This is a genomic window from Helicobacter saguini (genome assembly GCF_000762875.2).
Taxonomy (GTDB): Bacteria; Campylobacterota; Campylobacteria; order Campylobacterales; family Helicobacteraceae; genus Helicobacter_A; species Helicobacter_A saguini.
On sequence record NZ_JRMP02000008.1, the window covers coordinates 87,676 to 108,803 of the forward strand.

At 36.6% G+C, this 21,128-nt stretch carries 21 protein-coding genes, 1 tRNA gene and 1 pseudogene; 16 read left to right on the top strand and 7 right to left on the bottom strand.

Translation table 11 applies throughout. The annotated features are described in order from the left end of the window. The first annotated feature begins 11 nt into the window (after window positions 1-11). The 3 genes from LS64_RS06410 (at window position 12) to LS64_RS06420 (ending at window position 1,976) form a co-directional block, all read left to right on the top strand. Complete coding sequence (locus LS64_RS06410) at window positions 12-311, top strand: hypothetical protein (protein WP_118988385.1); 300 nt, start codon at window positions 12-14, stop codon at window positions 309-311. After that, window positions 289-1,302, top strand: a complete 1,014-nt coding sequence (locus LS64_RS06415) for a hypothetical protein (protein WP_034573155.1) — start codon at window positions 289-291, stop codon at window positions 1,300-1,302. Before LS64_RS06410 ends, LS64_RS06415 begins: the two co-directional genes overlap by 23 nt. Before the next feature lie 110 nt (window positions 1,303-1,412). After that, window positions 1,413-1,976, top strand: coding sequence for a 2-oxoacid:acceptor oxidoreductase family protein (locus LS64_RS06420; protein WP_034573157.1), 564 nt, complete (start codon window positions 1,413-1,415; stop codon window positions 1,974-1,976). Between the two features lie 39 nt (window positions 1,977-2,015). On the opposite strand, the gene LS64_RS06425 is transcribed toward LS64_RS06420, so the two are convergent. Further along, a complete protein-coding gene (locus tag LS64_RS06425) occupies window positions 2,016-2,588 on the bottom strand; it encodes a Crp/Fnr family transcriptional regulator (protein WP_034573159.1) in 573 nt (190 codons plus the stop codon). A gap of 171 nt (window positions 2,589-2,759) precedes the next feature. On the opposite strand from LS64_RS06425, the gene hslV reads away from it, so the two are divergent. The 3 genes from hslV to LS64_RS13605 all read left to right on the top strand — a co-directional run bounded on the left by hslV (window position 2,760) and on the right by LS64_RS13605 (window position 4,948). After that, window positions 2,760-3,311: an ATP-dependent protease subunit HslV gene (gene hslV / locus LS64_RS06430; RefSeq protein WP_034573161.1), complete on the top strand. Its 552-nt coding sequence runs from the start codon at window positions 2,760-2,762 to the stop codon at window positions 3,309-3,311. A 1-nt stretch (window position 3,312) separates the two neighbouring features. Beyond that, window positions 3,313-4,650 (top strand): HslU--HslV peptidase ATPase subunit, encoded by a 1,338-nt coding sequence (gene hslU, locus LS64_RS06435; RefSeq protein ID WP_138127279.1) that lies wholly within the window; start codon window positions 3,313-3,315, stop codon window positions 4,648-4,650. Window positions 4,651-4,825: 175 nt separating this feature from the next. Next, complete coding sequence (locus LS64_RS13605) at window positions 4,826-4,948, top strand: hypothetical protein (protein WP_272916612.1); 123 nt, start codon at window positions 4,826-4,828, stop codon at window positions 4,946-4,948. Between the two features lie 117 nt (window positions 4,949-5,065). On the opposite strand, the gene groL is transcribed toward LS64_RS13605, so the two are convergent. The 3 genes from groL to LS64_RS06450 all read right to left on the bottom strand — a co-directional run bounded on the left by groL (window position 5,066) and on the right by LS64_RS06450 (window position 8,507). After that, window positions 5,066-6,703, bottom strand: coding sequence for a chaperonin GroEL (gene groL, locus LS64_RS06440; RefSeq protein WP_034573165.1), 1,638 nt, complete (start codon window positions 6,701-6,703; stop codon window positions 5,066-5,068). Window positions 6,704-6,713: 10 nt separating this feature from the next. Beyond that, window positions 6,714-6,983, bottom strand: a complete 270-nt coding sequence (groES, locus tag LS64_RS06445) for a co-chaperone GroES (RefSeq protein ID WP_034573167.1) — start codon at window positions 6,981-6,983, stop codon at window positions 6,714-6,716. Window positions 6,984-7,133: 150 nt separating this feature from the next. Further along, on the bottom strand, window positions 7,134-8,507 hold the full coding sequence (locus LS64_RS06450) for an MraY family glycosyltransferase (protein WP_034573169.1): 1,374 nt from the start codon (window positions 8,505-8,507) through the stop codon (window positions 7,134-7,136). 139 nt (window positions 8,508-8,646) lie between these two features. Between LS64_RS06450 and LS64_RS13610 the strand changes: the two genes are divergently transcribed. The 10 genes and pseudogenes from LS64_RS13610 to xseA all read left to right on the top strand — a co-directional run bounded on the left by LS64_RS13610 (window position 8,647) and on the right by xseA (window position 17,616). Further along, on the top strand, window positions 8,647-8,775 hold the full coding sequence (locus LS64_RS13610) for a hypothetical protein (protein ID WP_272916611.1): 129 nt from the start codon (window positions 8,647-8,649) through the stop codon (window positions 8,773-8,775). Continuing rightward, entirely contained in the window at window positions 8,772-9,146 is a 375-nt protein-coding gene (locus LS64_RS06455; protein WP_034573171.1) for a type II toxin-antitoxin system death-on-curing family toxin, read from the top strand. The genes LS64_RS13610 and LS64_RS06455 overlap by 4 nt, the downstream gene beginning before the upstream one ends. Before the next feature lie 92 nt (window positions 9,147-9,238). Beyond that, window positions 9,239-10,630, top strand: a complete 1,392-nt coding sequence (locus LS64_RS06460) for a glycosyltransferase family 9 protein (RefSeq protein ID WP_052062630.1) — start codon at window positions 9,239-9,241, stop codon at window positions 10,628-10,630. A 62-nt stretch (window positions 10,631-10,692) separates the two neighbouring features. Beyond that, on the top strand, window positions 10,693-11,895 hold the full coding sequence (locus LS64_RS06465; RefSeq protein WP_034573173.1) for an agmatine deiminase family protein: 1,203 nt from the start codon (window positions 10,693-10,695) through the stop codon (window positions 11,893-11,895). Window positions 11,896-11,911: 16 nt separating this feature from the next. Then, window positions 11,912-13,012 carry a redox-regulated ATPase YchF gene (gene ychF, locus LS64_RS06470; RefSeq protein WP_034573175.1) on the top strand — a complete coding sequence of 367 codons (1,101 nt, stop codon included), beginning with the start codon at window positions 11,912-11,914 and terminating at the stop codon, window positions 13,010-13,012. Between the two features lie 35 nt (window positions 13,013-13,047). Then, window positions 13,048-13,530, top strand: a complete 483-nt coding sequence (locus tag LS64_RS06475; protein ID WP_193554428.1) for a 3-isopropylmalate dehydratase small subunit — start codon at window positions 13,048-13,050, stop codon at window positions 13,528-13,530. 39 nt (window positions 13,531-13,569) lie between these two features. After that, window positions 13,570-14,331 (top strand): SDR family NAD(P)-dependent oxidoreductase, encoded by a 762-nt coding sequence (locus LS64_RS06480; RefSeq protein ID WP_118949237.1) that lies wholly within the window; start codon window positions 13,570-13,572, stop codon window positions 14,329-14,331. A gap of 98 nt (window positions 14,332-14,429) precedes the next feature. Beyond that, window positions 14,430-14,504: transfer RNA gene (locus LS64_RS06485), tRNA-Asn, on the top strand. A gap of 877 nt (window positions 14,505-15,381) precedes the next feature. Then, window positions 15,382-16,065: pseudogene (locus tag LS64_RS13955) on the top strand (methyl-accepting chemotaxis protein); the annotation flags it as partial. A gap of 18 nt (window positions 16,066-16,083) precedes the next feature. Further along, a complete protein-coding gene (xseA, locus tag LS64_RS06495) occupies window positions 16,084-17,616 on the top strand; it encodes an exodeoxyribonuclease VII large subunit (RefSeq protein WP_118949238.1) in 1,533 nt (510 codons plus the stop codon). A gap of 2 nt (window positions 17,617-17,618) precedes the next feature. Here xseA and LS64_RS06500 read toward each other — a convergent pair whose 3' ends face one another. The 3 genes from LS64_RS06500 to LS64_RS13210 form a co-directional block, all read right to left on the bottom strand. Then, on the bottom strand, window positions 17,619-18,302 hold the full coding sequence (locus LS64_RS06500) for an acylneuraminate cytidylyltransferase family protein (protein ID WP_034570282.1): 684 nt from the start codon (window positions 18,300-18,302) through the stop codon (window positions 17,619-17,621). A gap of 147 nt (window positions 18,303-18,449) precedes the next feature. Then, on the bottom strand, window positions 18,450-19,505 hold the full coding sequence (locus LS64_RS13205; RefSeq protein WP_237416246.1) for a TonB-dependent receptor: 1,056 nt from the start codon (window positions 19,503-19,505) through the stop codon (window positions 18,450-18,452). Beyond that, window positions 19,423-20,832, bottom strand: coding sequence for a TonB-dependent receptor (locus LS64_RS13210; protein ID WP_034569622.1), 1,410 nt, complete (start codon window positions 20,830-20,832; stop codon window positions 19,423-19,425). Before LS64_RS13210 ends, LS64_RS13205 begins: the two co-directional genes overlap by 83 nt. Between the last annotated feature and the right edge of the window lie 296 nt (window positions 20,833-21,128).

The following is a 21,128-nucleotide window of genomic DNA, read 5'->3' on the forward strand; positions in this document are numbered from 1 at the left end:
AAAGGTAAGGTATGCAAAAAACTTATAAAAATTTTGTGTTTCTTGCGTTAATTGTGCCTTGTGTGGCTTTAGTCACATTATTTATTTTGCTTTATCTTTACGATTCCTTGCAACTTTTTCATAAGCCATTTTTGCGTGATGAAACTTTTTTCCATGATTTACGCTCACAAAATCCCGGAATAATAAAAAACTATGACTTTAATAGCGTAATTTTAGGCACATCAATGCTAGAAAATACCCTGCCAAAAGATGCAAATAAAATATTACAGAATCTAGATTCTGTAATTAGTGACAACGGGGGGGGGGGGTAATACATACTCGCAATATAATATAGAAAATGAGAATCTAGATTCTATAAAAAATTCAACTAAAGATTCTAACCAAAACTTGCAAAATATAGAATCTAATCATATTCTAGATTCTAAAAATCCTAATAATTTGCAAGATTCTATTCTAGATTCTATACAATCAAAAAACATTTTTGTAAATCTATCAATGTGGGGTTCAACATTAAATGAGAGAAATATCGTATTTTCATATTTATTTAAGCAAAAAGTTATAAAAAATGTAATTACAACGTTGGATTGGTGGGTTTTCCACTATGAAAATGATGTAAGCAAATTTGACTTTTTATACACAAATAATTTTGGCGAAATTTTTAAAATGTATTTTAATGAAAAAACTATCAAATGCGCGTTTCTTTGGGAAAAAAGTGAGCCTTGCGTGGGCAAAAAATTTGATATTTTTAATGAGAGTATTGTGTCTTGGATGGGCGATGATTCTATGAAATATTTTGGTGGGCTGCAAAATTTTCTTAAAAACAAGGGCAATGTTGCAGCAAGAAATTTACGCGAAAAGCCCTTAGAAATGGGCAATATCACTAAATCAAACAAATTCTCGCAAGAACTCGCCACGCCCTTTATAAAGATTCTAGAATCTAATCCACAAACGCAGTTTCACATTATTTTGCCAACTTATCCGCGACTTTTTTGGGCGCTGCAAGGCGAGATTTTTTTTACCACTTGGCAGGAAAATATCAGGTTTTTTCTGCGTCATACACGGCATTTAAGAAATGTTAGAATCTATGGCTTGGATGATTTAAATTTCGCTGATGATATTGCAAATTTTAAGGACATCCAGCATTATAGTCCGCAAATGAATGTGTTGCAACTTCGCGCTATTGCCACGCAAAGCCACATTTTAAACGCCCAAAATATAGAATCTTATTTTGCCAAAATGCAAGAAAAAATAAAAAACTATGATGTAACTGCATTTTTAAACGCAGTGGAAAATATGCCCTAATTTACACATTCCTTACTATTATTATGCGAATTTTGATAAAACTCTTGATTCTATCTTGCATAAATTGATAAAATATGCTTTTTGAAATGCGCTAACAAAAAGGAGAAATTATGGAATATCAACTACGATTTACAGGTGTCGGCGGGCAGGGCGTGCTTTTGGCAGGTGAGATTCTAGCGGAGGCGAAAATCCGCGGCGGCGGCTATGGCGTCAAAGCCAGCACTTACACAAGCCAGGTGCGCGGCGGTCCTACGAAGGTGGATATTTTGCTTGATAGCGAGGAGATTTTGTATCCGTATGCGATGGATGGCGACATTGACTTTATGTTGTCGGTTGCCCAGAGCAGCTATGATATTTACAAAAATGGCGTAAAGCCCGGCGGTATAATGGTTATCGAGCCAAATTTGGTCACGCCTACAAGCGAGGATAGGGAGCATTTTAAGATTTATGAGATTCCCATTATTACAATCGCGAAAGAAGAGGTAGGAAATGTCGTAACCCAAAGCGTTGTGGCGTTGGCTGCAACCGTTACATTTACAAACTGCGTGCCAGAGGACTTGGTAATCGAAACGATGCTAAGCAAAGTCCCAGCAAAAGTAGCCGATGTGAATAAAAAGGCTTACGAGCTAGGAAAAAAATACGCCCTAGAGTGCTTGAAAGCCATCCCTGCGTAAATTTTATTTGGCGTATGGCAGGGTTTATAGAATCTAAAATTACACAAGGCTAATTTTCCCTTTTGTAATGGTTATTTTATTGTCTTTTTTTAGCTCCTTTAGCACGCGGGAAAGAGATTCCGCACTTGTATTTAGCATTTGAGCGATTTTTCGCTGCGTAAGCGTGGATAATGTGGCTTTATTTTCGCGTGCAAAGTGCAAGAATCGCTCACTCAAGCTTTGATTATTCGCCTCAATGCAAGATTCTAAAATGCGGATTTTTGAAAAAAGAGACGCGATAAAAGTAAGGCAAAACTGCGTATTTTCCAGCTCCTTTTTAAACGCGCTAGATTCTATACTTAAAATCTCGCAAGTCTCCTCACACACGCTACTTGCAGGATACAACGCATTATTGAAACTAGGCATTTCCGCGATAAAACAAGGCGCTTTAAAAATATGCAAAGTTTTCTCACTGCCTAGCTCCAAACTTTTATAAATCCGCACACTGCCGCTTAATAATAAAAAAAACTTATTCGCACGTTCGCCCTCATAAAAGATAATTTCATCCTTATCATACCTTTTTTTCACACCCAAATTTTGCAGGATTTCTATGTAATTATTAGAATCTTTCATCGCTTTTCCTTGAAAATAAACTCAAATTAAAATGTAGATTCTATACTCAATTTTTAAAGTTTAAATTACCAACTCAAATCTAGATACTAAACGCACAATTTTCATAAATAATTTTAAGCTATAATTCCAGATTCTAAAACAAACAATAAAATAAACCAAAAGGGGAAAGATATGTTTCATGCGACTACGATTTTGGGCTATGTGGGAAAAAAGGATGGTAAGCCTTATGGCATTATCGGCGGTGACGGGCAGGTTAGCTTTGGCAATACGATTATGAAAGGCAATGCAAACAAGATTAGAAGCCTTTATAATGGCAAGATTTTGAGCGGATTTGCCGGTAGCACTGCGGATGCGTTTAGCCTTTTTGATATGTTTGAGCGGATTTTGGAGGGTAAAAAGGGCGATTTGCTAAAAAGCGTGATAGATTTTAGTAAAGAGTGGCGGAAAGATAAGTATCTGCGGCGGCTGGAAGCGATGATGATTGTGCTAGATTCTAAAAATATATATGTTTTGAGTGGGACAGGTGATGTGGTCGAGCCTGAAGATGGCAAGATTGTAGCCATAGGTAGTGGCGGTAATTACGCACTTTCAGCCGCACGTGCTTTGGACAAACACGCAAATTTAGAGCCAAAAGAGCTAGTGATAGAATCTTTAAAGATTGCTGGTGAAATTTGCATTTACACAAACACGAATATCAAAACTTTGGAAATTACAGGAGAGTAAAATGAGCGAATTAATCATAACACAAACCCCACGAGAAATCGTAAAATACCTAGACGAGTATATAATCGGGCAAAGCGATGCTAAAAAAGCGGTCGCCATCGCTTTGAGAAATCGCTATCGGCGCTTACAATTAAGCAAGGAATTGCAAGAAGAGGTCACGCCAAAAAATATCCTAATGATAGGTAGCACAGGCGTTGGGAAAACTGAAATTGCAAGGCGTATGGCGCGTCTTATGGGCTTACCATTTGTAAAGGTCGAGGCTAGTAAATACACAGAAGTGGGCTTTGTAGGGCGCGATGTGGAATCTATGGTGCGAGACTTAGTCACTGCAAGTGTGAATTTGCTCCAAAACTCAATGAAAGAAAAGGCAGGGACAGAGATAGAAAACTATGTCCTAGATAAAATCACACAAAAGCTGCTCCCGCCGCTCCCAGCGAGTGTTAGCGAGCAAAAAAAGCAAGAATATGAGACAAGTTTTGCCAAAATGAAAGAAAAGGTCAAAAGTGGCGCGATGGATAATGTGAAAATCAATATCGAAATCGCCAAACAAGCCGAAAAAGTCGATGACAGCATGCCAGCTGAAATCATAAAAGTGCAAGAATCTTTAATCAAAGCCTTAAATGTAAAGGGCGATAAAATAAAGCGTGAAATGACTATCAAAGAAGCCAAAGAAGCCCTGAAACCAGAAGCCCAAAACGCGATTTTAGATTCTGAAGCAATCAAGACTGATGCGTTGAAATTAGCCGAAGAAAGCGGCATAATATTCATTGATGAAATCGATAAAATCGCCGTGGCGAGCAAAGATTCAAGCAAGCAAGACCCAAGCAAAGAGGGCGTACAACGCGACTTGTTGCCTATTGTCGAGGGTAGCGTGGTGCAGACGCGATATGGGCAGATAAAGACCGACCACATACTATTTATCGCGGCGGGGGCGGTTCATTTTAGTAAGCCTAGCGATTTGATACCTGAGCTGCAGGGGCGTTTCCCACTGCGTGTGGAGCTACAGACGTTGGATGAAGAATCACTTTATAAGATTCTAACGCAGACAAAAAATTCGATTATAAGGCAGTATCAAGCGCTTCTTAGCGTGGAAAAAATCGATTTGGAGTTTGAAGATTCTGCACTTCGCGCTTTAAGTAAATTATCTTTTCAAGCAAATGAAAAGACCGAAGACATCGGCGCTAGACGACTTCATACTACAATAGAAAAAGTGCTAGAAGATATTAGCTTTTGCGCTGAAGACTATGCAGGGCAAAAGGTGGTAATCACAGAATCTATGGTAAAAGAACGCCTAGATAACTTAGTCGAAAACGTGGACTTAGCTAGGTATATTTTGTAGAAGTGCGGTTTATTTTGAATTGCCATAACAATATTATTAAATTTTTTAAAATATTTTTGATAAAGTATGTATTTAAATTATCCAAAAATCATTACATAACATTACTATTGAATAAAAATAATTTTAATTTAAATGTGTCTTTACTTCCGCAAATCAATTCACAAAAGATTTAAAGTTGGTTTACAAGCTAGAATCTTGCAAGTTAGATTCTATAAAGTTATTTAAGGATATAGAATCTAAAATAGATTTTATAAAACAAATGGGGATTACATTATGTAACACAAAGTCTGCGTTATAAAAAGGACGTTATAAAGATTGCATTATAAAAATTATTTTATGTAGTGCAAATCTTTGCAAAGGGTTGCGTTGTAAAGATTATTTTATCTTACGCAATGATTATAATGGGGGCATGAAATTACATCATGCCGCCCATGCCGCCCATGCCGCCCATATCAGGCATTGCAGGGGCTGGTTTGTCTTCTTTTATATCAGTGATAGCCGCTTCTGTGGTTAGCAGTAGGCTTGAGATTGAGACCGCGTTTTGCAGTGCTACACGCGTTACTTTTAGCGGGTCAATGATACCTGCCTTTAGCATATCCACATACTCGCCATTACTTGCATCAAAGCCTGTGTTGCTATCTTTTGCCTTGCTAACTTCATTAATTACCACGCCTGCGTCATATCCTGCGTTGATTGCGATTTGTGCTAATGGCGCTTTTATCGCACGATAGATAATATCAAAGCCGATTGCCTCATCGCCGCTTAAATCACCTTTCTTAATCTTATTAGCCGCGTGTATCAAAGCTGCGCCACCACCGATTACGATGCCCTCTTCTACCGCTGCTTTAGTCGCACTTAACGCGTCATCAACTCTGTCTTTTTTCTCTTTCATTTCCACTTCGCTTGGTGCACCTACTTTGATAACTGCCACACCACCGCTAAGTTTCGCCAAACGCTCTTGGAGTTTCTCTTTATCATAGTCGCTAGTTGTAGCCTCGATTTGTGTGCGGATTTGTGCGATACGCTCTTCTACCGCCTTTTTCTTGCCCTTGCCATCTACAATCGTTGTATTGTCTTTGTCAATTACAATTCTTGCGGCTTGACCTAAATGCGATACATCAGTTGTTTCAAGGTTTAAGCCCACTTCCTCGCTTATTACTTCACCACCTGTTAAGATTGCAATATCACGCAACATTTCCTTGCGTCTATCACCAAAGCCTGGTGCTTTTACCGCCGCTACATTTAGCACACCACGCAATTTATTTACTACCAAAGTAGTCAAAGCCTCGCCCTCTAAGTCTTCAGCTATGATTAAAAGCGGTTTGCCACTTTTCATAGTAGATTCTAAGATAGGGAGAATATCTTTCATTGATGTGATTTTTTTATCAGTGATTAAGATATATGGATTTTCTAGCTCCGTGCTCATTTTATCCGCATTTGTGATAAAGTATGGGCTTAAATATCCGCGGTCAAATTGCATTCCCTCAACCACGCTCAATTCGTCATTGATACCCTTAGCTTCCTCCACGGTGATAACGCCATCTTTGCCGACTTTATCCATAGCATCTGCGATTAGTTTGCCGATATTTTCATCGCTATTAGCTGAGATTGTCGCTACTTGGGCGATTTGTGCTTTATCTTTCACAGGCTTACTTGCCTTTTTTAGCTGCTCGATAATTTGGCTACTTGCCTTATCCATACCGCGTTTTACCGCGATAGGATTAGCCCCGGCTGTGATATTTCGTAAGCCCTCTTTAAAGATTCCATGTGCTAGCACGGTAGCAGTCGTAGTCCCATCACCTGCGGCGTCCGCTGTCTTACTTGCCACTTCTTTTACAAGCTGTGCGCCCATATTTGGCAAGGCGTCTTTTAGCTCGATTTCTTTAGCCACGCTTACGCCATCTTTTGTAATGGTTGGCGCACCATAGCTTTTTTGGATTAGCACATTTCGCCCCTTTGGTCCCATCGTTACTTTTACCGCGTTGCTTAGGGCTTGCACACCCTCATAGATTTTGTTTCTTGCGTCATCGCTGAATTTGATTTCTTTTGCCATAGTTTTCTCCTTATTTTAATACACCTAAAATATCTTCATCATCTAGCACGATATAGTCTTTGTTGTCTAGCTTTACTTCGCTGCCTTTGTATTTGCCAAATAGCACTTTATCGCCCTTTTTGATTTCACCTGCTTTTTCAACTTCTTTGCTTATCTCTTTTACCACGCCTATGCTTGGTTTTTCTGTGGCGTTATCTGGGATGATAAGTCCTGAAGCCGTCTTTTTTTCTTCTTGCTCCCGCTCAACTAATACTCTTTTACCTAGTGGTTTAAAAGCCATCGTGTTTCTCCTTATTGAAATTTTTAGCACTTAAAAATTTAAGTGACAGAATATTACATTAATTTTAGTAAATAAGTCAATATATAAGTGAAAAAGTATAAAGAAATTTGAGTGAAATACACTAAAGTTTATTAAGCTTATTTGTATAAATTATTTAGTTTTTGCTGGTTTGTTATTAGAATCTATTTTCGAATCTATTTTAAAATCCATTTTAGAATCTATTTTCGAATCTACTTTAGAATCTAGTTTAGAATCCGCTTTAGAATCTAGTGGCATTTCATTATATAAATACATTGTTTTTGTTCGTAAGGTGTAAAATAAGATTCCATAAATCACACAAAATGTGATAATGCTTAAGAAAAGTATAGAATCTTCTTTATAAAAAAGAGTGTTTATAAGAATGAAAGGTGCGTAAATTAGGGCAATTATAAGGCTTGAGTAATGCTTAAATCGCAGGTATAAAAAGTAGTGCAAATGGTAGTTATTTGGCTCGTATAAATGCAAAAGTAGCTCGCGGATGGAGAAATTCTGCACCTTTGTAGCGCGGATAAAAGAGCAGGTAAAAATCTCGCAAATAGGATAAATAAATAGTGAAAATGCGTAAAGCTTTGGAAAATCAAAGTAAAGAATGCCTATAGTAAGAAGTGCGGCAAGTGTGAAACTAAGCAAATACGCCCCACTATCGCCTAAAAACATAAGCCCCTTTGGGAAATTAAACGCGGCAAAAACCACGTTTATGCCAAGCAAAATCGCCGCTACAAATGTGATAAATGTAGAATCTTGCAAATGTGCGGTGTAAAGTAGCGAAATATTTATTAAAATCGCGGTAAATATCGCATTACCATTTATACCATCAATCATATTAAACGCATTAATAATTACATAAATCATAATAAAACTAGCAAAAAAGTAAGTAATATTATAATATATAGAATCTATATAAAGGAATAAAAAGCTAAAATTAAAATACAAGATTCCAAGCCACTGGATTAGATTAATAAGCGTGATAGAAGTTGATTTATTCGTATCCTTAAGCATACCGCTTTGAATGATGATAAAGCAAGAGATATACAAATGTAGCCCAGCAAGCGTGGCAATTATCGTGGTTTGAATCTTAGAATCTTTGTTGTTAGATTCTATATTTTTGTCATGTTGAGCGTTTAGCGAAACATCTACTTTTTGTTTTGTAGATTCTTTAGAATCTTTGTTGCTAGATTCCATAACTTTAGATTCTATATTATTATAATTTATAGAATCTATTTTGCGATTAGATTCTATATTTTCTAAGTTTTTAGAATCCCCCACATCAATTTCAAGCCCCGCCATAACAATAATAATAAGTGCGATAAAAATGCACACACCACCGCAGCGAGTGGTATTTATAGTGTGGATTTTAAAGTGATTGCCACGCGCCTTATCCTGCAAAATCCGCATACTAACCGATAAAATATAAGTCAAAGTAAGCACAATCACCCCACAAACAAGCCCTAACAACACAAAAGAAAACATTGCAAAAACACTCATTTTTCCCCTTGAAAACATCCAAATATCATAACTTTATAGAATCTAAAACTAAAACACAAAGCAAGATTCTATCTTTTTAAAATAAATATAGAATCTAAAAAAATATGCTAGAATTTAATAATTTTAATAAAGGAAAAATATGCCAAAAGAAGCAAAATTAAGCGAAAGCAAACGCAAAAAAATAGTCCAAAACGCAATGAAAAAAATGTCAAATGAACTTAAAAAACCACAAATAAAAGCCGTATTTGAAAGGCTAAAAAACAAGTGATTTACATCCATATTAGCGAGGCGATAAACGCACACGATGAAATTATCGCCACGATAGGTGGTCTTAAAGGCTATCATAAAGAAAGCATAGGATATTTAGAATCTGCGTTAGAGCAAGCACAAATTGATACTTTTTACCCTACTTTTTTGGATAAATTGACACATATAGTTTTTGCGTGTGTGAAATTTCACCCATTTATCGATGGAAACAAACGCACGGCGATATTTTTAGGTATGAGTTTTTTGGAAGCAAATGGCAAATACAAAGAAGATTTTGCCTTGATTTTAGAAAATGTCGTGGTAGATTTGGCAAGTGATAAGATAGGCAAAAATGAATTAAGAGAAATATTAGAAAAATTTTTAAATGAATAAAAGTATCATTAAAACTTACAGAATCTAAAACATTTTCGCTATAATTTTTCATATTTTTTAGAATCTTAAGTTATAAATTTCAAAGGTATTTTATGCAAAAAGTTAGTAAAAATAAAACTTTAAGAGTTGGCTTTATCCACCATTATGCAGTGGGCGATAATGTGCGTATGTTAAAGCCGCTTTTCTTGCTGAAATATCTTTATAACGCCGAAGTTGTCGTGTTTGGCAATGCTTTGATGTGTAAAATCGCTAGGAATTTGGATTATGTCGATTATTGCGAGGACATTGAAAGCCTTGATTTTAAGGACATTCCGCTCATTAATTCGTATCATTTGGACTATGTGGTGCTGACAAATTGCCGCACGAAGTTCGTTAAAGTCCTTGATTCTACCAACATTAAGCACTTTTTTACGCGCACAAAACTCAATTCGTTTTTTTCAAAAAAGGGCAGGACGATTTTTATAAATCAGCCTTGTTATCGCGGTTTTAATGACGTGGATATAATCTGTGAATATGTGAAAAAAATAAATCCAAAGCTAGCACATGAGCGGCTTAAAAGCATCTCTCAAAGCGAAATAGATTCTAAAACTAAGTTGCAAACAAATGCGGAAAATAAGGAAAATATTAGCAAATTTTTTAATCTTGTACGTGATATTTTTTTAATTAGAAATATTTTAGAAAATCTCGGTGGGGGGGAGAATATTATAGAATCTAATATTATAGAAAATATAATTTTTAGTAAATTAGATTCTAAAAATACTAATATAGAAAATTTAAAAGTTATAGAATCTAAGCCGCCAGATTCTATAGATTCTAAAATATATTCTAACTTAGATTCTAAGATTCCAAATGATTTTAAAATCTCCCAAAATAGCTATTTAGAATTTAGCATAGATTCTATATCTAAGCTAGATTTTAATCTTATAAATTCTAATATTTCTAATTTTTTAAATAAAAATATACAAAATATAGAATCTAAATATTATCTAATCGGTGTAAATCCTTTTAACCATAGCGCATGGGCTAGTTTTACCTTAGAAAATTATGTGAAAATCATTGCAAATCTTTGCGAGTTTCCGCACGTCTTGGTCTTTGTGATGACTTATCCTAATGTGCATAAAAATCTTATAAATGTTTTAAATGGCACAGATTCTAACACGCAAAAGATTCTAAAAAATCTAATTATTTTACAAAATAATAACGATATTTTTAACTTAGTTGAATTTATTTCGCACCTTAGTTTACTAATTAGCCCAAGCTCTGGTCCCATTCACATCGCCACAAATTTGCAAGTCCCAACACTTGGAATCTACTCGCGTAAAGACACGAAAAAGTGGGCTACACGCGACAAACGTTATGTGATTTTAAGCAAAGATACAAATAAAATTAGCCAAAAAGAAAACGCAAACGCAATGCAGCAAGTCCTTGACATAACACAGAATCTAATTAATACAAACAAAATAGAGCGAAAAAATCTGGTGTAAAAATGCTATAATTTTAGCTTAATTTTATAGAATCTAGATTCTAAAAGCAAAAAAGGACAAAAATGTTTGCAGAGTGGGAAAAGCAAAAGGGCGTGGTGTTAATTTATCCGCATATTTTTTGCGATTTTAGTGATAATTTGGATGATGTGCGTGATTGTTATGACAATATCATTAGCGAGATTGCAAAGCGTGAAAATGTCTATATTATCGCACATCCAAGCGATATAAGTGTGAAAAATCGCCTAAATGACGTGCTAAAAGATTTGGGAGAAAATTCTAAAAATTGTAACATTTTTGAGATTCCAAGTAATGATTTATGGGCACGTGATAGCATTGCGATTTCTATTAAACCACGCCCACAAAATCTCGAGCAAAGCGGCATTTTAGAATCTATTTTAAATCATATTATTAAAGAAGATTCTAATGCGAGTAAGCCTAATAAATTTGCAAATTTTATTTTTAATGGTTGGGGGCTAAAGTTTGCGGCAAATTTTGACAATCAAATTAATGCTACTTTAAACAAAATGGGGCTACTAGATTCTATGAAAAGCTATGGATTTGTGCTAGAGGGCGGGAGCATTGATTATAATGGCAGTGGCAGTTTGCTAACCACGACAAAGTGCCTACTAGAGCCAAATCGCAATCCGCATTTAAGCAAAAGCGAGATTGAAGAGATTCTAAAATCTAGTCTAAATATTGAGCGTGTTTTGTGGCTAGAAAATGGCGGGTTACTAGGCGATGATACCGATAGTCACATAGATACTTTAGCGCGATTTATTAATCCTAATACGATTTGTTATATCAAGTGTGATGACTTGAGTAATCCGCATTTTAGCGATTTAAATGCGATGGAAAATGAGCTAAAAAATCTAGCAAAAGAGCATAATTTTAAGCTTGTCGCCCTGCCATTTTGCGATTATGCTATTGATAAAAGCGACTTGTTAGAATCTAGGGTCGATGAGAGCGAGGATGAGGGCGAGTTTGCGATAAATTCGAAGTATTTTAAGATTGCAAAATATCTAAATACGCACGAGGTGAGCTTAGATTCTAAGGATAATAAGGTGTATTTGCCCGCTAGTTATGCGAATTTTCTTTTTTTAAATGAGAATGCCCTGCTGCTGCCTATTTACAATAAGGCAAGTGATTTTAAGGCGATTGAAATTATGAAAGCTGCCCTGCCAAATTATGAGATTATCCCTATAAATTGCGAAGCCCTAATCCGCGAACATGGCAGCCTGCATTGTGTTAGCATGCAGATTCACTAAATAGAAAGGTAAAAAAATGGCACTAAGTATCGGCATCGTAGGCTTACCAAATGTGGGGAAATCAACCACTTTTAACGCATTAACAAAGGCGCAAAACGCGGAGGCGGCGAACTATCCATTCTGCACGATTGAGCCAAATAAGGCGATTGTACCTGTGCCAGATTCTCGCTTGCAAGAGCTTGCTAAAATCGTAAATCCGCAGAAAATCCAGCATAGCACAATCGAGTTTGTCGATATTGCCGGGCTTGTGCGTGGCGCTAGTAAAGGCGAGGGGCTTGGCAATCAGTTTTTGGCAAACATTAAGGAAGCCGATATGATTTTGCACATCGTGCGCTGCTTTGAGGATGGCAACATTACGCATGTGGAAAATCGCATTGACCCTATTGCAGACATCGAGATTATCGAGCTAGAGCTGCTTTTTAGCGACATTTCTTCGCTACAAAAAAGGATAGAAAAGTTGCAAAAAGATTCTAAGGCTAAAAAGGGCGGGAGTGCCGAGCTAGACATTGCTAACGAGCTTATGAAGCACTTAGAAACTAATAAACCTGTGCGAAGTTTTGCAAAGCTAGAAAATGAGCATTTTAAGGCGTTAAATAAGGACTTAAGGTTTCTTACAAATAAGCCTATTATTTATGGTGCAAATGTCGATGAAAGCGGGTTAGAGAGCGATAACAAGTTTGTAGAATCTGTGCGAAAATTTGCGGAAACTAATGGCGCGATTGCTATAAAACTTTGTGCGAAAATCGAAGAGGAGCTAGTGGGCTTAGAAGACGCCGAACGTGCGGAGTTTCTGCAGTCTATGGGTGTGAAAGAGAGCGGCTTAGAGCAGATTATCCGTGAGTGTTTTGCGCACCTTGGGCTTATTAGCTACTTTACGGCTGGGGTAAAGGAGGTGCGCGCATGGACTATCCGCCGTGGCGATAGTGCGCCGCGTGCTGCTAGCGTTATTCACAAGGATTTTGAAAAGGGCTTTATCCGCGCTGAGTGCATTAGCTTTAGCGATTTTATCAAATATGGCGGCGAGAGTAAGGCTAAAGAAGCCGGGGCTATGCGTGTGGAGGGCAAGGACTACATAGTCCAAGATGGCGACATAATGCACTTTAGATTCAATGTGTAGATTTATAGAATCTAATTTTCAACAAAAGGAAAATAATGGGAAAAGCATGGAAATTTGGCGATAATATCGATACGGATTTGATTATTGCGGCACGCTATCTTAATACAAGCGATGGCAAGGAGCTGGCAAAAAAGGTCTTTGAGGATGCTCGCGCTGGCTTAGCTAGTGAAATACAAAAGGGCGATATTATCGTGGCTGGGGAGAATTTTGGTTGTGGGAGTAGCAGGGAGCATGCGCCGCTAGCGATACGCGAGGCTGGTGTGGCTGCGGTTCTTGCGCCTTATTTTGCGCGTATTTTTTATCGCAATGCGTTTAATACCGGGCTACTAATTTTGGAGCTTGAGCCGCGTGATATTACTAGCATAAATGAGGGCGATGAGCTAGAAATTGACTTAGATTCTAAATGCGTGATAAATAAAACGCAAAATACGCAATATAGCTTTAAAGAAATTCCGCCATTTATGCAAGAACTGCTAAAAAGCGGCGGTCTTATGGCGTATGCGAAAGCGAAATTATAGAATCTAGAGTTTAATGATTTAATATATAAAGGAGAAAAAATGACAAACAAAAACATCCTAATCACAGGGGCTAGTTCTGGCTTTGGCAAGTATCTCGCGTTGGAATTTGCGGAAAATTGCGATAATATCACGCTTTTTCTTATCGCAAGACGCAAAGAAAATTTACAGAATCTAAAAGAGCAAATTGAGCAAAAGAAAAAAAACATTAATGTGATTTTGGGCGTTGGCGATGTGTGTGATAGGGCATTTATTGATAAATTTACGCAGGATATTAAGGTTGATATTTTGGTGAATAACGCTGGGCTGGCACTTGGCATTGAGCCTGCGGAGAGCTGCAAAATGGGCGACTGGGATAGGATGATTAGCGTGAATATCAGCGCTCTAGTGTATCTAACGCATAAAATCTTGCCACAAATGGTCGCGCAAAAAAGCGGACATATCATCAATATCGGCTCGATTGCTGGGCATTATGCCTATCGCGGCGGCAATGTGTATGGCGCAAGCAAGGCGTTTGTGGAGCAGTTTAGTCGCAATTTGCGTGCGGATTTGTTTGATAAAAATGTGCGTGTGAGTAATATTGAGCCTGGACTTTGCGATGGGAGCGACTTTTCGCTGACGCGATTTAGCGGGGATAAGGCTAAGGCGGATGCTGTTTATCAAGGCACAAAGCCCTTGCACGCGCAAGATGTCGCAAAAATCATCTTTTGGGTTAGCACTCTCCCACCGCACATTAATATTAACGCGATTGAGGTTATGCCGACAATTCAGGCAAGCGCAGGTTTAGCGGTGTGTAAGGATTAGAATCTAGATTTTAAAAATGGTTAAATCTTATCTTTTTTCATCAAAAAACATTGACTTTTAAGAAATTATAAAGTATCATTACATCTTTTATTTCTTATTCCGGATTAGCTCAGCGGTAGAGTAGGTGGCTGTTAACCACTTGGTCGCAGGTTCGAATCCTGCATCCGGAGCCATTCTAAAAACTCCTTTTAATAACAAGATTCTATAAATTACGCAAAAATTACACATTATTCAATTAAAATCATTTTAAGAATATTTATCGTATTAGCACATTTAAATATGCTATAATGTGTATTTTTATATGTTTAAATCAAAGGTTTTTTAATGTTCAAAAATATTCTACTCACATCAAATGCAATCATTTTCCTTATTCTAATAATCTTAGGCTTTGTATTTGGCAATATTTACATAGGCTTAATTGCCATTGTCGGGCTAATCTTGCAGATAACCTACATCATTTTGCATGGCAAAAAAGAGGCGTTTTTAGACAAGATTCTAAATGTGACAAATAACGCTAGGGAGGGTGATTTTGAGAGCCGCATTATCCACTTGCAAGGCGATGCGAATTTGATTCAACTTAGCGAAAATATCAACATTTTGCTTGATAATTTGGAGGCTTTTTTACGCGAGGTAAATACTTCTGTGAATGCGTCCCGCAAACACGACTTTTACCGCAAGGCGCAAGGCGAAGGGCTTAAGGGCGATTTTATGAAAAATATTGATAATATCAACTTTTGCCTAACTGATATGGAATCTAGCGCAAAAGAGAGCATTCAAAACTCCTTAGCGCGCTCACTTATGAATATGAGCCTTGATAATCAAAACCACGATTTGACAAACATTAGCCACGATTTGACCCAAAATGTAAAAGAGGTTGAAAGTGTGCAAAAAAATGTGAGTGATTTAGTAAAAATCGCTGATGAAAATACCGAAAATATCGCGCAGGTCAGTAGCAGTGTCGACCATTTGCTAGAGCTAATTACGCATAATAACGACTTTGTGAATAATTTCGCCCAACGCTCAAACGACATCGGCAATGTGATTCAGCTAATTGTAGGCATTGCTTCGCAAACTAATCTCCTTGCCTTAAATGCGGCTATTGAGGCAGCGCGCGCTGGAGAGCATGGGCGTGGCTTTGCCGTTGTCGCCGATGAGGTGCGAAAGTTAGCCGAAAATACGCACAAGGCGACTGATGAAATCTCGCTAGTAATCCAAACAATGCAGCAAGAAATTAATGACATCCAGCACAGCACGCAAGAAATTTACAATATTATTAAGGAAACGCAAAGTAAGATTAGCAGTTTCAACGAGGTCTTTAGCAATCTTGGCAAATCAAGTGCGATGCTGCAGCAAATTTTCATTGAAATTGAGAATAGTTTGCTACTAAATAGCGTGAAATTAGAGCATATTTTGTATAAATCAAATGCCTATCTTAGCTTTAAGCTATTTAAACCAGCCCAAGATTTTAGTAAAAATGCGATTTCACCGCTATTTGATGATAAAAATTATAAAGAGATTCTATATAAAATTGTAAATGAGCGAGATATACAAAATGCAAGCCATATAATTCAAGAATGTGTAACAAACGCCCTTAAAAAGTTAGAAATAAAAGAACTTACCACACAAGACATCGACTACATAGTAGATAATTTACAAAAGATGGAAACGCAAAGCAGAAAGATTGTGAATGAAATCGACACGAGTGCAAAATCCATCACAAAAGACGTGGCATAGAATCTAAAAGGACACAAAATGCGAAATTATTCCCTAGATAATTATGAAAGTTATCCGCTAGATTCTATTGATTTTACACAAAACGTTACGCATACTACGCAGATTCAGAGCTTTCCAATCAAAAGGGCGCTAAAAGTAAGCGAGCTTACCGCACAGCTTAAAAGCGTTATAGATTCTGATTTTAGATATGTCGAGGTTGAGGGTGAGATTACTAATTTTGGCATAAGCAAAGGGCATATGTATTTTAAGCTAAAAGATGAAGATTCTATACTCTCTTGCATATTTTTTAGTTTTAAATATAAAAATTCCCCCATTGCAAAAAGCTTAAAAAATGGCGATAAAATCATAGCAAAAGGTCCTATAAAAATCTATGGACCGCATGGCACATATTCGCTAAACTTAGAATCTTGCGAGTATAGCGGCGTTGGCGACTTGTATATGCAGTATCAAAATCTAAGAGAAGAGCTACAAAAAAAGGGCTATTTTGATGACGCGCGAAAAAAGCCCCTGCCAAGATTCCCAAAACGCATTATTTTTCTAACTAGCGCAAATGGCGCTGCCATCCAAGATATGAAAAAAATTGCGCAAGAACGTTATCCACTTTGTGAATTTATCCTTATAAACACGCTTGTGCAAGGACCATCAGCGAAATTTTCTATCGCAAAAAATCTTAGCTACGCGGATAATCTTAAGGCGGATATTATCGTTTTAGGACGTGGTGGCGGGAGTTTTGAGGACTTGTTTTGCTTTAGTGAGTTGCCTGTGCTAGATGCGATTTTAGCGTGTAAGACGCCTGTTGTAAGTGCGGTAGGGCACCAGAGTGATTGTATGCTTAGCGATTTTGTCGCGGATGTGCGCGCGCCTACGCCTAGTGCGGCAATGGAAATGATTTTACCAGATAAAAATACGCTTTTTATGAATCTTATAGATTTAGACAATCTTTTAAGGCAAAATATAAATAATTTAGTGGCTAAAAAGAAAGATAGTTTTTTATTTTTAAGCAAAAATATCGAGCTTTTAAGCCCAGCTAAAAAAATTTCTATGTTAAAAGAGCGGCTAAATAATTTGCAACATAATTTATTAGATTCTATAAACTTAATGATTTTTAATAAAAAAGGGGAAATTAGCCTTTTAAAATCAAAGCTAAACGCGCTAAATCCTACAAATAATATTGAAAAAATGCGACTAAAATCACAGAATCTAAATTCTAATTTGCAAGATTGCTTGAATACTTTTTTGCGAAATAAAAAGGGAGAAATTTCTAGCTTAGAATCTAGTCTAAATCACACTTTTAAGCTATTTTTAACGCAGAAAAAATCGCTTTTAAACATTGAAATTGATAGCGCGTTAAAGTCATTTATGGATAAAAAGCAAATGAGATTAACAAATTTAGAGCAGATTCTAAAAAGCACAAATCCGCAAAATCGCATCCAAAAAGGCTTCGTGCAAGTGCTGCGTGATAATAAAATCATGCAAGTAAGCGACTTAAAAAGTGGCGATAAAATCGAGCTAGTGGATGCTAGTGGTAGCGTTGGCGCGAGAGTAGAGTAGGGTTATTTAGATTCTATAATTCTATTTGCATTTTCTAAATCTTGCAAAGTGTCAATATCAAGGCTAGATTCTATATCCATTTCAAAATATGTAGTTTTTTCTTGTAGAAAGTTAGGATTTTTTAAGAATAATTTAGATTCTATTATATAAATCGCACCATTGCTCATAAAAGTTTTTGGCAGTTTTTGTCGTGGCATAAATGGATAAGAATTATTACAAATGCCCTTTAAATAATTATTAGAATCTAGCACAAAAGCCTTCAGAATCTTGTTATCACAAGAAACAACGCTAATTAAAGCATTAGCCCTATCTCTTCTAAATTTAGCAAAGGCACTATCAATATGACTAGCATTTCTAAAAGGCGATGTAGGTTGCAGTAAAATAATATGTGAAAAATCCTTAAAATGCTCTAAAACATGCAATATTACTTTGTCGCTTGTAGTATCATCTTGGGCTAATTTTGCTGGTCGTTTTAGTGTTGTAACATCTTGGGTTTTTGCGTATTCTAAGATATTATCACCATCGCTACTTACTACTATTTCATCGATATTTTTAGAATCTTTTGCGGCTTTTATCGTGTAGTAAAGCAGTGGGTTGCCACCTAAAAGGCTTAAGTTTTTATTTTTTATACCTTTTGAGCCTGCACGAGCTGGGATTATGGCTAGGGTTTTTGTTTGTGTAAGCATAAAATTCCTTTAGTTATATCTACAAGATAATTTTACATTATCATTTTGTATTTTTATTAAGATGACAAGATAAAGTAGATTATTAGATTCTATGTGGGGTATAGAATTTGTGTGAGAAAGGGGGTAGATTCTATGAAATCTATGGGGTTAGAATGAATAGCGGAGTTCCGCGTAGTAGGAGCGACCTAGGGCTGGGATGTAGTTTGGATATTTTTGATATGTGGCATACCAGCTGTCAAATAGGTTTCGCACGCCTAGATTCACTTTAAAGTTGCTAATGCCAAAAAGCAAGCCTACATCGCTTAAAAAGTAGCCGCCTTTATTCATTAAATGACTACTAGCTTGACTTGTCGTTGTTCCGCCGCCTTCTAAGGCACTAAATTCATTTGTAGTAGTATCTATGCTTTGGCTATAATATGCGTTATTCCAAAATAGCGTTAAAAATATAGAATCTGTTTTAAACACATCTACTTCTAAATTAATAGTAGCCTTTAGCCAAGGGACATAAGGCACCATTTTATCTTGCAAATGAGCGGTATTTATATTTGTCTTTAGCACATTTGTATAAAGGGCTGAAACGCTTTCGCTAAGTCTTAGCCAACTTGTATCAAAAAACTTTTGTGTAGAAATAAGCTCTATACCGGCTCTTTGCGTTTCACCTAGATTTCCATAAGTATAAGATACGCCGTGAGTTATATTATTTACATAGATTTCATTAAATGTATGTGTGTAAAAAATAGTAGCCGAGCCAAATAGTGATATAGAATCTAGCAATATTTCATCTTTTACACCGATTTCACCTGTGATATATTGTTCGGGTTTTATATTATTTGCTGTGTTTTCTCTTAATATGTATTGTGCGAAATTTCCTTGTATGGTTGGGTCGTAAGCATTTATCATTTGATAAGCTGATGGAGAAATAAAGCCTAGCTCTGCTTTAGCATACACATTTCCTGTATCACTATATTTAAAGTTTGGTGTTAATTCTAAAGCATAACCGAATCTTTGTGTATGATAGTTAAAAGACAAATTTTGATTATTTAGATTCGCCGTTTGGATAAGTGTCCCAGAATATGTTGATTGTTGAGTGTTTGTAGTCCAGTAGTTTGAGTATTCAAATCTACCCCCCCCCCCCCAAAGAGAAAGATTCACTAAATTGATATGTATCAAGGGCATAAATACTATTTGATAATTTTGTAGCATTATTTCTAATATCCATTGCATATCTTAAAAGTGCTGGATTACCCATAGGAGCGTGGTCAGTGTAGTTTGTGCGATTTGAATTTTCTAGCACGTTATCTAATCCTGCTATTAAGGTATTAGAATCTGTTTTCCATTTTACCTTTAGATTTAGCCCACCGCCTTGATTAAAAAAACCAGCCTTGCCATCGCTACCATAGCTTATAAAGTTACCTGTTGGATTCGCGGCTGAGCCACGATAGGCATCTTGTGTATATCTTAGTTTAGAAAATTGATAAAATAAAATTGCATCAAAATTTAAAGATTCACTGAATCGTTGCGTGTAGTTTAGTGATGTTTGCACGGCGTCAGTTTGCGTTTTTGTAGTATATGTGCTTGGATTATTTCTTTCAGATTCTATAGTGGCTTGAGATTTATCAGTCGTTACTGCGTTATTACCTGTGCCTGTAGTGGTGACTAAGGTTAAACGTCGTTGCGGATAGCTAGTCCAAAGGTGCGAATAGTTGATATTAAAATCTAGCTTAGAATCTTCATTAAATTGATAAATAGTTTGAAACGCTGCGTAAATATTTGTAACATTATCATTGACAAAAGCCTCGTTTGTATAGGCTGCAACATTAGCCTTAGCATTCCTCACACCCCCATTATACCCACCGCTAACATCAGCGCGTAAAAACAAATTATCACTCACCTTTTTACCATAGGCTAAAGACGCACTGCCCCCTTGCAGCCCTAGCTTTTCCCCACTATAGCCCTTTAGCACTACGCGGGCAAAGTCGCGGCTTGGCATTTTCGTAACGATATTAATCACACCGCCGCGTGTGCCATTACCATAGACTACCGCGCCACCACCAGGGATAACCTCGATAGATTCTATATCTTCAATATCGATATTATTGTAGGGCGGCACGCCGTGGCTTGTGTCAAGTAGGGAAATGGGGACGCGATTTACTAGAACTTTGACTGCGCGGTTGGCATCTGGACCTTGCCCACGCAGGTCGATATTATTGCCAAAGCCGCTATTTGTGAAAGTTAGAAGGGGGCTATATTGCAGGGCTTGGTCTAGACTTTGATAACCTTTATTAGTTATTTCATCTTTATCAAGAACCATTATATTTTTTGGCTCATCTTTCAAGGGCAAGTCAAAGCCGGTGGCGGAAGTGACAACCGCATTCATCTTTTGCGATTTTATTAGCTCCTCTTTTTCTGCTTCACTTAATGGTGTATAGTAGATTCTATCGCTTGTATCATCATAAGCATATAGAATCTGCGAAGTGATAAGACTTAAAGACATGCTTAAAGTGCCTAGTGTCAATCGTGCTATTTTCATTTTTTATCCTTTAGTAAGAAATGAATAGAATTTTTATCATTTTAAATATAAAATAAGAATATAAAATGATAATTATTTGTAATTATAGTTAATTTAACCTTAAATGAATATAAAAGTTGATTATATTTTAAAATACTCTTATTTTTAAATTAAATATTTTACTTATAAACAAGTTATAATTTCACACAAAACCACCAAAAAGGAAAAACCCATGAACTCATTTATTACCCTAAAGATAGATAATTTAGAATTTATTATTACAAAGGCTAGTATTACTGAGAGTTTAGAATCTTTAC